This window comes from Vibrio sp. 10N.222.54.E6 (genome assembly GCF_041473955.1).
In the GTDB taxonomy this organism is placed as follows: domain Bacteria; phylum Pseudomonadota; class Gammaproteobacteria; order Enterobacterales; family Vibrionaceae; genus Vibrio; species Vibrio tasmaniensis_A.
The window spans coordinates 86,206-100,686 of sequence record NZ_JBFRTD010000041.1 but is presented as its reverse complement, the minus strand read 5'-3'; the positions used below and the strand labels follow the sequence as shown (position 1 = coordinate 100,686).

General features: G+C 44.3%; 10 protein-coding genes. 4 read left to right on the top strand and 6 right to left on the bottom strand.

Annotated elements, in window-relative coordinates; translation table 11 throughout:
* Positions 1–108: 108 nt before the first annotated feature.
* Entirely contained in the window at positions 109–2,190 is a 2,082-nt protein-coding gene (locus AB4513_RS21900) for a DEAD/DEAH box helicase (RefSeq protein WP_032554996.1), read from the bottom strand.
* Between the two features lie 308 nt (positions 2,191–2,498).
* On the opposite strand from AB4513_RS21900, the gene rnb reads away from it, so the two are divergent.
* Positions 2,499–4,505, top strand: coding sequence for an exoribonuclease II (gene rnb, locus AB4513_RS21895; RefSeq protein ID WP_009844794.1), 2,007 nt, complete (start codon positions 2,499–2,501; stop codon positions 4,503–4,505).
* A gap of 114 nt (positions 4,506–4,619) precedes the next feature.
* Positions 4,620–5,426 carry an AraC family transcriptional regulator gene (locus AB4513_RS21890; RefSeq protein WP_009844793.1) on the top strand — a complete coding sequence of 269 codons (807 nt, stop codon included), beginning with the start codon at positions 4,620–4,622 and terminating at the stop codon, positions 5,424–5,426.
* Positions 5,427–5,683: 257 nt separating this feature from the next.
* On the opposite strand, the gene AB4513_RS21885 is transcribed toward AB4513_RS21890, so the two are convergent.
* Complete coding sequence (locus tag AB4513_RS21885) at positions 5,684–6,046, bottom strand: DUF3024 domain-containing protein (RefSeq protein ID WP_009844792.1); 363 nt, start codon at positions 6,044–6,046, stop codon at positions 5,684–5,686.
* 253 nt (positions 6,047–6,299) lie between these two features.
* Between AB4513_RS21885 and AB4513_RS21880 the strand changes: the two genes are divergently transcribed.
* Entirely contained in the window at positions 6,300–7,115 is an 816-nt protein-coding gene (locus AB4513_RS21880; RefSeq protein WP_009844791.1) for a phosphate ABC transporter substrate-binding protein, read from the top strand.
* 212 nt (positions 7,116–7,327) lie between these two features.
* Here the strand turns inward: AB4513_RS21880 and AB4513_RS21875 are convergent, their stop codons facing one another.
* From AB4513_RS21875 to AB4513_RS21865, 3 genes are all read right to left on the bottom strand, one after another.
* Entirely contained in the window at positions 7,328–8,014 is a 687-nt protein-coding gene (locus AB4513_RS21875; RefSeq protein ID WP_009844790.1) for a MaoC family dehydratase, read from the bottom strand.
* Positions 8,015–8,346: 332 nt separating this feature from the next.
* The gene (locus AB4513_RS21870; RefSeq protein ID WP_009844789.1) at positions 8,347–11,499 is read right to left on the bottom strand and encodes an efflux RND transporter permease subunit; all 3,153 of its coding nucleotides are present in this window, start codon (positions 11,497–11,499) and stop codon (positions 8,347–8,349) included.
* An 11-nt stretch (positions 11,500–11,510) separates the two neighbouring features.
* Complete coding sequence (locus AB4513_RS21865) at positions 11,511–12,647, bottom strand: efflux RND transporter periplasmic adaptor subunit (protein WP_009844788.1); 1,137 nt, start codon at positions 12,645–12,647, stop codon at positions 11,511–11,513.
* A 259-nt stretch (positions 12,648–12,906) separates the two neighbouring features.
* On the opposite strand from AB4513_RS21865, the gene AB4513_RS21860 reads away from it, so the two are divergent.
* Positions 12,907–13,350, top strand: a complete 444-nt coding sequence (locus AB4513_RS21860) for a dCMP deaminase family protein (protein ID WP_004731749.1) — start codon at positions 12,907–12,909, stop codon at positions 13,348–13,350.
* Positions 13,351–13,465: 115 nt separating this feature from the next.
* On the opposite strand, the gene AB4513_RS21855 is transcribed toward AB4513_RS21860, so the two are convergent.
* Positions 13,466–14,308, bottom strand: coding sequence for a mechanosensitive ion channel family protein (locus tag AB4513_RS21855; RefSeq protein WP_009844787.1), 843 nt, complete (start codon positions 14,306–14,308; stop codon positions 13,466–13,468).
* Positions 14,309–14,481: the final 173 nt, after the last annotated feature.

Genomic DNA, 14,481 nt, shown 5'->3' with positions numbered 1-14,481 from the left:
TTCTTAAACGATCGGCATTAGAGCATTATGCTCGGCTTTTAAATTCACTGTTTAAGCTATTCACCTATAAGCACTTGGCTTGTAAGTTCCACTTAAACTAAAGGTTGATTAACCTTCGTTGCGCTCTGGACGACGACCGCGGTTGCCGCCATTGCCTGCTGCGTTGCCATGGCCACGTTCGCCACGGTGGTTACCACGGTGATCGCCACCACGGTTACGGTCAAAGCGACGTTCGCCATCACGACCACCAGCAGAGTTACCATCACGTGCGCCGTCACGGTTGCCACGGTAGCCACCACGACCGCCATTGCCACCTTCACGGTTACCACCTTCGCGATTACCGCCTTCACGGTTACCACGGTAGCCGCCACCATCACGACCGCCACGACCGCCGCCACGGTTGCCATCACGACCGCCGCCGCCACGACGAGGCTCACGGAAGTCATTGAAATCAACAACTACAGCGCCAGCTTCTTTTTGACGAATGCGAAGTTTGCTTAGCTTACCAGCAGTTTCAGAGTTCATTGCTTTTGGCAGTTGAACGTAAGTAGAACCTTGGTCTAGCTTGATAGCACCGATAGAACCTTTAGTTAGGCCTAGTTCGTTTGCTAGTGCGCCAACGATGTCTTTAACCTGAACGCCTTGCTCACGGCCAACTTGTAGTTGGTATGTATCCCAATCTTGAGTATTGAAGTTACGACCACCACCGTCACGGCCATTGTCACGATCTTCACGACGCTCTTTGCGACGGTTCTTATCACGCTCAATAGCAGCGATCATTGGGTCTTCGCCAACGTAGAATAGAGGGCTCTTACCTTGCTGACGCTTAAGAAGCATTGCAGCTAGAGTAGCAGCATCAACTTCTAGAGATTCTTGTAGTGTAGAGATTAAACCTGCGAAGTTTTCTAGAGCTTTGCTCTCTTTCTCAGTTTCAAGCTCAGCACCAAGCTTAGCAACACGTGCAGCAGCAACTTCGTCACGTTGTGGAAGTTGGATTTCTTCCATTTGAGACTTAGTTACACGCTCGATAGTGCGAAGCATACGAATTTGGTTAGTACGAACTAGTAGGATCGCTTTACCTTTACGTCCAGCACGGCCAGTACGACCAATACGGTGGATGTAAGATTCAACATCAAATGGGATGTCGTAGTTGAATACGTGAGTGATACGTGGAACATCAAGACCACGTGCTACAACGTCAGTTGCAACTAGGATATCGATAACACCTTGTTTGATGTGATCAACAGTGCGCTCACGTAGAGACTGAGGAATATCACCGTGCAGTGCAGCAGCTTTGAAGCCACGTGCAGATAGCCAATCAGCTAGACGCTCAGTGTCTTGACGAGTACGTACGAATACGATTGACGCGTCAGTTTCTTCAGTTTCAAGAAGACGAGACATTGCTTCGTCTTTTTCTACGCCTTTAACAACCCAGTAGTTCTGCGCTACTTTGTCAACTGTGTGGTTAGTACCAGCAACATCAACTTTAGCCGGGTTACGTAGGTAACGGTCAACAATAGTTTTAACCATTGGAGGCATAGTCGCAGAGAAAAGTACACGTTGTGCAGATTCTGGAGCTTGCTCTAGGATCCAAGTAACGTCATCTACGAAACCCATTTTTAGCATTTCATCTGCTTCATCAAGAACAAATGTGTGCGCTTCATCTAGGTGTAGACGGTCACGAGTTAGTAAGTCTTTAACACGACCTGGAGTACCAACAACAATGTGAGCACCGCGGCTTAGAGCGCGCATTTGGTCAACAATTGAAGCGCCGCCGTAGATTTCAAGAACTTTAAGACCTTTGATATCACGGCCTAGGTTTTTGATTTCCGCAGCAACTTGAATCGCTAGCTCACGAGTAGGAGCCATGATGATTGCTTGTGGTTTATGTTGGTTCAGGTTGATTTTGTTAAGTAAAGGCAGAGAGAATGCTGCTGTTTTACCAGTACCAGTCTGTGCTTTACCTAGTGCGTCACGGCCTTCAAGAAGAAGAGGAATAGCTGCTGCTTGGATTGGAGTCGGAGAAACGAAACCCATGCTATCAAGAGCTGAAAGAATGTTTTCGTTTAGGGCTAATTCATTAAATTGAATTACAGATTCGGACATTGGGATCCCACTATATATAAGTAAACAAAAGGTCCCGGGAGCTCTATCAATTCCAATACTGATCCAATCAGATACTGATTCCATTCAGAGTTACGAAGCAGTAATAAAACACTTCAAGCCATTAGGGACGTCTAAGGGAGGCGGATTATTCCTTAAATGCATAAAAAAAGCCAGAAAAAATTGAAATACATCACATATTTTTCGGTTTTACATCAACACTGGCTATCATATCGTCAAAACTTGATGAATATCTCGTCACAGCACCAAACTTCTAGCAAATTGACCTAGTTAAATAAGAGGGCAATTAATTTACGCTCACTTCGCCTTTAAGTAGTAATCAAGCCTCGCAATGATTATAGTGTGCTCAATTGTCCTCGATAGATAAAAGTCAAATGTTTCAAGATAATCCTCTACTCGCTCAACTCAAACAGCAAATCCAAGAAACCCTCCCTAAAAAGGAAGGTACGATCAAAGCCACTGAAAAAGGGTTTGGTTTTCTCGAAGTCGATAGCAAAACTAGCTTCTTCATCCCACCGCCGTACATGAAAAAATGTGTGCACGGTGACAAGGTGATTGCCATCATTCGCACAGAGAAAGAGCGCGAAGTTGCAGAGCCAGAGGAGTTGATTGAACAGGGTCTTACTCGCTTTATTGCACGAGTTAAGCTTTTCAAAGGTCGATTGAACGTTGTTCCAGATCACCCGCAACTGAAAAAACTGCAGCTTAAAGCGAAAGCACAGAAGGGTTTGAACCCTGAAACGCTTAAAGAAGGCGACTGGGTTGTTGCTCATATCGTTCAACACCCGTTAAAAGGTGACAACGGCTTCTTAGCTCAGATCTCTGAGAAAATCACAGACGCTGATGACAAAATCGCGCCTTGGTGGGTAACGCTAGCGCAAAATGACCTACCAAACAGCGAACCTGAAGGCATCGACGACTGGCAGATCAAAGACGACGCTGATCTTGAACGTGTAGACATGACTCACGTCCCTTTTGTGACTATCGATGGCGAAAGCACAAAAGATATGGACGATGCGCTTTACGCTAAGAAGAAAGAGAACGGTGATTTCGAACTGACTATCGCAATTGCTGATCCTACCGCTTACATCTCTCCAGATGATGAAATGGATAAAGTGGCTCGCGAGCGTGGTTTCACTATTTACCTGCCTGGTCGTAACATCCCAATGTTGCCTCGCGATCTAGCTGACAACTTATGTTCACTCATAGAGAACGAAGTTCGCCCGGCACTTTGCTGCACAGTAACGGTATCTAAAGATGGTGTTATCGGTGATGACATTAACTTCTTCGCTGCAAACATAAAATCTCACGCTCGTCTTGCTTACGACCACGTATCAGACTGGCTAGAAACAGGTGCATCAGAGAAATGGCAACCGTCAGAAGAGATTGCTGCAATTGTTTCTGATCTTCACCAATTCGCACAAGCGCGTTCAGCATGGCGCTCAGCCAATGCTGTTGTGTTCCCAGATCGTCCTGACTACCGCTTTGAACTTAGCGAAGACAACGATGTTGTCGCTATCCACGCGGACATGCGTCGTAGCGCAAACAAGTTGGTTGAAGAGTCTATGATCAGCGCGAACATCTGTGCAGGTCGAGTATTAAAAGAAAGCTTTAACCAAGGTGTCTTTAACTGTCACTCTGGTTTTAAAGCTGAGAAATTAACAGACGTTCTGGAGCTGGTTAACCCAGAAGCAGAGACGCCGTTTACAGAAGAGCAGATCGTTTCTCTGGAAGGTTTTGCTACTCTGCGTCGTTGGTTAGGTTCTTTAGACAACAGCTACTACGACAACCGTATTCGTAAATTCCAAGCATACAGCGAGATCAGCAATGAACCTGCGCCGCACTACGCAATGGGATTAGACATTTACGCAACTTGGACTTCTCCAATTCGTAAATACGGTGACATGATTAACCACCGCATGCTTAAAGCACACATCCTAGGTAAAGCGCCAATTCAAACACCAGACGAAACCATTGGTGATGAACTTGCCCTGCACCGCCGTCACCACGGTATGGCTGAACGTAACGTTGGCGATTGGTTGTATGCTCGTACTCTAGCGAACGCTCCAGTTGAAGAAACTCGTTTCCAAGCAGAGATTTTCGATATTAACCGCGCAGGTATGCGTGTACGCCTACTTGACAATGGTGCAGCGGCGTTTATCCCTGGCTCTCTCATTCTTGATAATAAAGAGAGAATAGAGTGCAACGGTGATATGGGTACTGTATCTATCGATAAAGAAATGGTATACAAACTGGGAGACGTTTTAGAAGTAGTTCTCTCAGAAGTTAATCAGGAAAACCGTAACTTGGTAGCAAAACCTACACAAGTTTTTGCGGACTTGCCTAGCGGGCCTGAAACGACAAATGAAACCGAAGCCTAATTTCTGATAGGTTTACTTCTAAAGGCGCTAATTATTAGCGCCTTTTTTGTAAATGTCTCATGCTTAAACAATACTAAAAAAAGCAATTAATCTACAACGCCAAAGAAGCTCACTATGCCATCAATCACGGTCACTCAATTCAGAAACTTTATTCCCAGGAAACGCGAACGCTACCCCGCCTCTAAAAACGGTATCTTTATGGTATCGAAAGGAAGCATATCTTTTATGCTGCCCAATGGCACCCAAGCCTCGTTAAAAGCGGGAGATTTCACGCTTTACAATTCTGGTCAGATTAAAGACATCACGGTCGACACTGAAAATGGTGAGTTTAGTGCGATTTGCTTAGATTTTGATTTGGCAATTTTCCAAAAGTTCATAAATCAGTTCAGTGATTTAGAATCCACTCAAACTCCAGATAAGTACATTAAGTTCAATCAAACGGATACCGAAATCTGCCAATTGAAAGAGCTCATCATGTCCCTGGCCAATTCATCGACTCAGAATGATTACGCACTCACCCAGCTAGGCTTAGGTTTGCTGTCTTTAATGGTTGAGCAGTATCCGGAACTATTAACGATTATTAGCCGAATTTCTAGATTGACGGTGACACAAAAGGTCATTCATTACATTGAACAGAATATAGAAAATAATATCTCACTCGATACCCTAGCCAGCTATATGGGGATGTCACCAGCCACACTTAAACGCCGTTTATCGGCGGAAGACCTTTCGTTTTCAAACCTCTTGAAGATAAAGCGAATCGCCCACGCAGCCACACAGCTCAGAACATCGAACAAATCGATTACTCAAATTGCTTATGAATCCGGATTTAAAAGTGCGGCGCATTTTAGTACCGCCTTTAAAACCTATCACGGCAAAACACCAAAAGATTTCCGGTCTTTGGTTTCACAATCTTATTAATACCAATCGTAGTAAATCACTGATCACTTACTCACTGTGATTGGTATAACTACGCAATCTTATTGGCATAATTTGAAGTGACATCCATCATTTATAGTGATGCGGATAGTTTTAGTAACATAGATCGTTTTACTGACGCAGATAAGCTTTATTAACGTAGACTGTTTTTAGTGACTCAGATAGGTTGTAATGTGGTGAGTTAAAAAAAGTTGTTCGTTTTAGGTATCAAGCCCCTCGCAAACATCTCAACAGAATAATCACGACCAGAAGTACGATTTAGGGTCTTTTTCTATTTCAGACAAAATAGCATCAAGATCCTTCGATTGAGGTAAGTAAGGATAAGGCCCCCAATTTACTGAATCGGTTTTTACATCACCTTCTAGCGGCACCATTACCAACCAACATGACAGTGACTCATCAAAACTAACGCAGGCGATCTCATTTGTGTAATCGCTATGAGATGAGTCGAGCAGATAATGAGCCTGAGAAAACAGCACACCACCCTCACACTCTTCATAAAGGGACTTGCCTAGCTCGACAGGTAAACTGCGATTTCGAGATGTACAGAGCTTCTCAGCTCCAATTAAAAGACGATTCAGTTCGATATGAATGACGGACATAACACCTCTTGTAACTTCATAGAAACTTCTAAGTAGTGAATTCCTTTGTTTAGCTTAGGACTCAACCAACATTTTAGCGAACTAGCGCAAACAAAATACCCGTCCTGCTCCCAGAAACGAATCCTGCTTTTGTAAACCTAACTCGCTTTCACTCATCAAGCTAATAGCGACACATTGAGCGGATAGAATTTCACAAAATTGTCATATAACCGACCTATCATAGCCGGCAAATGTTATTAACTAGGAGTTGTTTATGTTACGAGTCGCGCTTGCCTCTCTTTTATCCTTAGCCCTGTCTTCTCACGCTGCTTTTGCACAAGAAACCAATATTTCGGGCTCCACTTCGGTATCACGTGTGATGGATGTATTGGCTGAGGAGTACAACAAGACTCACCCTGATAACTATATTGCGGTTCAAGGCATCGGTTCTACAGCGGGTATTACCATGGTCAATAAAGGTGTCGCTGATATTGGTATGAGCTCACGTTACTTAACTGACCGCGAACAGGGCGAAAAATTGAAGGTATTTCCAATTGCCTTTGACGGCCTAGCCGTCGTGACTAACCGTTCAAACGGTGTAAGCAACGTTACACGTGAACAGCTATTCGATATCTACAAAGGAAAAATCACAAACTGGAAAGCCATAGGTGGTGCGGATCAACCTATCGCAGTTGTAACTCGTGAAGCTTCTTCTGGTTCACGTTACAGCTTCGAGAGCTTACTTGGTTTGACAAAAATCATTAACGACCGTCTAGTGTCTGACATCAACCCAAATAACTTGGTTGTAAACAGCAACAGCATGGTAAAAACGATTGTTAACCATAACCCACATGCGATTGGATTCATCTCTGTTGGCTCTATCGACCGTTCGATCAAAGCAATCACATTTGAAGGCGTTGAGCCGACATCTAAGAACATCGCCAACCACAGTTATGAATTGGCTCGCCCATTCTTATTGCTGCACAAAACTGAATCAGTTTCTGACGAGAGCAAAGATTTCATTAAGTTCGTGAAGTCAAAACAAGGGCAAGATCTTATCGAAGAGTACGGTTACACGCGCATCAAGTAACTATAAACGCATTAAGTAGCTACAAACGCATTAAGTAACTACAAACGCATTAAATAACTACACACGTATCAAGTAAGATAACGACTTTTGTGATGTTGTTAGGATGCTGATGATATCGCCTTGATAGACAAAAACAAAAAGAGAGAGCCTTAAGCTCTCTCTTTTTTGAATCTATAATCTTCGCTAAAAGCAATTCTACTTATAAAAAAGCTCTAGAAGTGAAGTTGAATCACCGAAACAATCACAGCACCAGGACGACGGATGCCTTCGATTTCTACACGGATTTCGCGTTCAATCTCTAGGCCTTTCTTAATTGGCGTTACTTTTGTTAGCGTACTTTTAGCGCGAACGTTACTGCCCGATTTTACAGGGTATGGGAAACGTACTTGGTTAAGACCAATGTTTACAACCATCTTCGCCGTTGGGAATTGAGATTTGTCAGGATCAACACTGTCTGTCAGTCGAGGAAGCAGAGACAAAGTCAGAAAACCATGTGCAATGGTTGTTTTGAACGGAGAATCTGTTTCAGCCTTAGAAGGCTCTGTATGAATCCACTGCATATCTTCAGTAACGAGGCCAAACTGGTTGATTCTGTCTTGGCTTACATTGATCCAATCACCAGTATGGATCACTTCACCGATCTGCTGTTCAAGCTCATCAAATACAAGTTGTGCTTCTGGCTTAAGTACGATCTGTGGTTCAACAGGCATCTCTGGCGCATCTTCATTGACAGCAGGTTTGTGGTGATCACGAACCCACGCAAAGAAATGACTATTTTGCGTGCGATTCAGAAAGTCTCCCCAGTAATCTCTAAGAGCTGGAGACATCCATTGCATAAACTCTGAGTGTTGCGAAGACACGCTGTCGCCTCGGTGTTTAAATAAATCAATGACTTTCATAAGAACCTCAATGCACAAAATATTTCAATATAACTTGGTAATTTTGAAACACTTCACACTATTGTGCAAATACTTTCGAGCATACAAGTGTTAGCCGAACACTTATATATCCAACAAAAACAACAACCTAAGAATAAAACACCATTTTATTGGAGAGCTTTAATTGGAGTATTAACTCTACCTTATAATAAACATTTCATTATATAAACAGATTCTTTATTCACAAGTGGAATAAAAAAGGCTTAGCACAATGCTAAGCCTTCGTTTTTACAAGAAATTAATTACCAAGGAGAAACCTTGTAAAGGGCTCATCCTACAAGACACTAACTTCCCTATTCATCGTCCAGTGGAATCAACTTGGTATTGCCACCGTGTGCCTTCTCACGCTTACGTTGCACGAATGCATAGAAGCCAGGGATTAGGAACGTACCCGCTAACAACACACATAGCAGGCCACCAATCAGAGAAATACCCAATGAGTTTTGACTCACGTGACCAGCACCCGCAGCGAAGATAAGCGGGAATATACCTAAAATGAATGACCAAGACGTCATGTTCACAGCACGAAAACGCAGCGTACCGCCCTTCACCGCCGCATCTTCAATCGGTGCGTCTTTCTCTTCACGCTCAACCTTTGCGAATTCCACAATCAAGATTGCGTTCTTCGCGGCCAAAGCTATCAAGAGGACCAAACCAATTTGTGCATAGAGATTCAGCGGTGTGCCTGTCAGGTTCAGCGCCAAGAAAGAACCTAAGGTTGCAACCGGTACCACTAAGATAATCGCTATAGGGATTGTCCAACTCTCGTACTGCGCCACCATGAACAGATAGATGAAGATCAGAGCCAGTGCAAAAGCAAAGATCGCTTGGTTGCCTGCCAATACTTCTTGATAAGCCATGCCTGTCCATTCGTACTGGTAGCCTTGAGGCAGCACGTCAGCTGCGACACGTTCCATTGCAGCAATCGCATCACCGCTTGAGTAACCCGGTGCTGGTTGGCCTTGAATCACCGCACTGCGGTACATGTTGTAACGCCATGCTACGTCTGGTTCAAAGATCTGATCGTAAGTCACCAATGTGCTTAACGGGATCATCTCGCCATTAGACGAACGCACGTGGAATCGTTGTAGGTCATCCATGCTGCTACGGTGTTCACTGTCTGCTTGCATGGTGACACGGAAATTCTTACCAAACATGGTGAAGTCATTCACGTACATTGACCCAAGATTGCCTTGTAGCGTTTGGAATATTTCCGATAGGGGAATACCTAGCTGTTGCGCTTTCTCACGATCAATATCGACATAGTAGTGAGGTACATTGGCGCGGAAGGTACTGAAGGTATGTGAAATCTCAGGCTGTTTATTTGCCTCAGCAATCACGTCATTCATTACCATCGCCAGATCAGTGCGGCTACGACCTAATGTATCTTCGAGAACAAACTCAAAACCAGACGCAGCACCCATGCCCGGAACCGCAGGAGGTCCCATTGCAAATACAATCGCTTGAGGCAGTTCTGTTGCTGCTCGGCCATTAATACGTTGTGAGATAGCTTGCGCTGAATGTTGACCGTCTAGTGCGTTACGCATTTCCCAATCGTGGAGCTTGATGAACATCGACGCACCATTCGAAGCTGAAGCGCCCGTCATGAATGCATAGCCGTTAACCAGTGTCACACCATCAACGCCCGGCTCTTGCTCAACCATCTCTAGTAACTGCTCTGTCACATCTTCTGTACGAGACAGCGATGCCGCGTCAGGAAGCTGCACGTTAACCAGCAAGATGCCTTTATCTTCTTGAGGTACGAAAGCCGTAGACGTGGTTTTCGCGAAGTAAGTTACCGCTGCTAGCGCCACAACGAAGAAGGTAAACAGCAGAACACCCTTTTTCACAAGGAAGCCTGCAATTTGACCGTACTTGCTGGTTACTGATTCAAGACCACGGTTAAACGCTTGGTACCAACGTGCTGTGTTACCACCGCCCTGCTTAAGAACCAATGAACACAATGCTGGCGACAGCGTTAGAGCGTTAATAGAAGAGATCACAACCGCGATACAGATAGTCAGAGCAAACTGGCGATACATGATGCCGGTAATACCTGGCAACATCGCTACAGGGATAAACACGGCAAGCAGTACCAATGTAGATGTCACAATTGGACCGGTCACTTCTTTCATCGCGATCAGTGTTGCTTTTCGCGGTGAAATGGTAGGATCTTTGGCCATCGTAGTATCTACGTTCTCGATAACCAAGATCGCATCATCTACTACGATACCAATCGCCAAAATCAAACCAAACAGGGTTACTGTGTTGATGGTAAAGCCGGTCATCTGCATGACCGCAAAAGTACCAATCAAAGATACCGGAATCGCAACCACAGGAATCAAGGTTGCACGGGCACTGCCCAAGAACAAGTACGTTACTGCGATAACCAGCAAAATTGCTTCGATGAGTGTTTTAACTACACCTTTAATCGACTCAGCAACGAATAGTGTGGTGTCGTAACTCGCCTCGTAAGCAACGCCTTCAGGGAAATTTTTGCTTAGGTTGTCTAGCATCGCCATGACTGCTTTACCACTTTCCAGCGCATTAGCGTCTGACTGAAGTGACAGCGTTACGATTGAAGCGTCTTGACCACGGTATTTACCGTTACCATCGTAGAACTTTTTACCTAGCTCAACACGTGCAACGTCTTTTAAATAAACCGTTGAACCGTCTTGATTTGCACGAAGCACTACATTTTCAAACTCATCAGCCGTTTCTAATCGGCCTTTTGTCACCAAGTTGAATTGCACTTCTTGCGCGTTGTTATAAGGCGCTGCTCCAATACGGCCTGCAGCGACTTGAACGTTCTGCTCCGCCAAAGCGCGATTCACGTCAGAGGTAGTTATATTGAGGTTAGCCATTTTTTCAGGATCTAACCAAACACGCATCGCGTATTCACCACCACCCAACACGTTAACTTCACTGATGCCCTTTACACGAGCCAATTGGTCTTTAATGTTCAAGTTCACGTAGTTGATAAGGAATTGGTCGTTGTACTCTCCGTTCGGCGAGTAGAAGTTCAATACCATCAATAGGTCAGGTGAACGCTTCTTGACCGTTACACCCACCATTCTTACTTCTTGTGGAAGTTTCGATTCGATCTGAGCAACGCGGTTCTGAACGTTGACCTGAGCCATATCAGCATCAGTCCCGACATCAAAGGTCACGTTAAGGTTGTATGAACCATCATTAGCACTTTTAGAAGACATGTAGATCATATCTTCTACGCCATTCACCGATGTCTCTATGGGGTCGGCTATCGCCTGTTCCACCACTTCAGCACTGGCACCCGTGTAGAATGCCGACACACTGACCGATGGTGGGCTAATTTTTGGATATTCGGCCACTGGTAAGATAGCGAGAGAGATCGCACCCGCCAGCGTTAATATTATGGATATGACAAGGGCAAACTTAGGCCTTTGAATAAAGAAACGACTTAACATAAATAGCCCCCTTACTCAGCTTGTTCAGCAGAAGCTTGAATACGAACAGACATACCATTACGTACACGCTGTAGGCCTTGAGTGATCACTGCGTCGTTCTTCTCTAGACCAGAATGAACGATCACACCACCTTCAACTTGTCGCCCCATCTCAATGTTTCTGCGCTCAGCAACTGGTGCGGCTTCACCTTCAACCAATACCATCACAAAGTCACCTTCTAGGTCGGTTTGAACCGCACGACGCGGAATAGTCACAACATCAATAGATTGCTTTTCACGTAGATCAACGCGAACGTGTTGGCCTGGAAGTAATTGCTGGTTCGGGTTATCAGCAATTGCGCGCATCGCGATCGTACCAGTATTGAGGTTGATACGGTTACCCAAGAAATCAAGCTGACCTAGATGTTCGAACGCTTCACCATTCTCAAGCATGATCTGAACTTCAACACCTGCAGAATCGCTGCTGCCGTCGCCTTCGATGCGATCCATACCCAGCTCAATACGCTCACGCTCACTGATGCTGAACGATGCATGGATTGGATCTAGGCTAACCAACGTAGTCAGTACACCTGAAGACGGTGAAACCAGATCACCCGTGCTCACTTTGGTGTCACTAATTCGTCCAGAGAAAGGCGCAATAATTTTGGTATGAGAAAGCTGAACATTGGCTGCATTGAGTTGTGCTTGACTTGCTTCAAGCTGTGCCTGAGAACCCAATAAGTTTGCTGTCAATGCATCAAATTCCGATTGAGAAATACTCCCCTTAGGGAGAAGGTTCTTACCTCGGTTAAAATCAAGCTCGGCTTTTTTAAGGTTCGCGTTCGCTTGAGCAACAGACGCTTTTGCGCTTGCTACTTCAGCTTCAAATGAAGAGGGTTCAATGGAGTACAGTAATTGGCCCTTTTCGACCATTTGACCTTCATTGAAATGACGGCTTTGTAGATAGCCAGAAACCTGCGCTGTGATAGCCGTGTCTTCAACGGCTTCAATACGACCGATGTACGACTTACTTTGCTGGTGAGAAACAACGCTAACATCCTGTACTGCTACGAGAGGTAGAGGCGCTTGCTTGGCATTTTGAGCATCTTGCCCACATCCAGCAAGAATAAGAGAGCTTGCAAGAGCCGTAAGGATCAACTTTTTACGCATGGTTATACCGTCACTTGTTAGTATTTGAACAGTATAAAATTTACGTAACACACCTGTTACTATTGTCCGAGGAATATCAATTATAACGAACCAAAGTGTATCAATATGTTAATTGAAACTAAGTGCTTATAAAGTAATTACAAACGCGTTACAATTTCTAAGTAAATCAACCTCTCAGCTTCTGTTCTCTATGGATATTGTCTAACATCATGTATTGTCAGACAGATAAGCATTCACATTTAATTGTTAAGGAATTCTCATGATTTCAAAATGGGCTAAACGTTTCTATCAAATGGCGGAATTGGTCGGTTCTTGGAGTAAAGATCCTTCAACTCAAGTCGGCGCCGTCATCACTAAGCACAACCGTATTGTTTCAGTTGGCTTTAATGGCTACCCACATGGCGTGTCTGATAGTGCGGATACTGACGATCGCGAGATGAAATACCTCAAGACACTTCACGCTGAAGAAAATGCAATCTTGTTTGCTAAACGTGATTTAGACAGTTGTGAAGTTTGGGTCACTCACTTCCCTTGTCCGAACTGTGCAGCAAAAATCATCCAAACTGGAATTTCAGCGGTACATTGCCCAGAGCAAAGTGAAGATTTCCTTTCTCGTTGGGGAGATAAGATCAAGATAAGCCAAGATATGTTTGAGCAAGCTGGTGTAGAAGTAGACTGGTTGCCACTCGCTGACCTGGATTAATCTCTAACGCTAGGTCTCAGGTCTAAGTCTAGATCTCAAATACAAAAAAGCCGAGAGTCGATATTATCGCTCTCGGCTTTCTTTTTATTCGGACTTGTTAGCTTCCAGCATCGTATTAGTCACTTGAGGGAAATGCCAACGCGTAAGCTTCCATGAAATCTTTACGGATATCCTGTTCAAGGTGAATCGCTTTCTCTGTCGGGCAGAAGATCATAAAGTGGACTTCTTGCTCACCCGTTGAGCTGCTCGTGATATGAATGTGCGGTTCAGAGCCAGGAAGGTCAACCCCAGCGTGCTTCTCAATCACACCATTGTAACGACGGGCAACATCGATAAACTCTTCACAATGCTCTTCAATTTTCACGATAAGACCCGGCACCATAGGGTATAGGTTTACAAAGTCTTTCACCGTCACAAAAAAGTTATGATAAACATAGCGCTTCATGAAGTTGAGGTTCTTTACCGGATAAGTGAAGAACATGCTATTAGGCAGCGTGGCAGTCTTGCCAGTGAAGTGATATTGCCCATGATACAAATCGATTTCTTGAATCACAGTCGCCATCAAGTTGTGCTCAATCACCTCACCGCTGATTTTGCCCACTTCAATCCAATCACCAATTCGAAATGAGCGAGAACTCGCACGCTGAATAGAGCCAGTAAAACAGAGGATGATCTCTTTTGAAGCCACGACTATCGCAACCGCAATAGCGGTAACAGACAGCGCAAATTCGCTGATTTCGGATTTCCACAACACGAATAACGTCACAACAATAATCGCGAATGTGCCATTTTTGGTACGTGACATCCAGTTACGTTGGTCTTCACTAAGAAAAGCGACATCACCACGGATTCGAGACAAAGTGATTCGTCGGATTATTAATATAATGCAGATGATCAGCACACTAAAAATAAACTTATTAGCGAGTAAGAAATCTATTACTTGCCACATCTTTTCCATTACTTATTCCTTTGTATTACAACAATTAAGCTTTATAACGACGAGCATTAAAACGATTAGCTCTATAACGATGAGCTTTACAGCGACTGACTCAACCCAATAAACGCATTATGAAAAAGCACTCAAAAATAGAGCGCTCCTTTTCATGCTTTTATCAGCTATTAGGGCGTGTT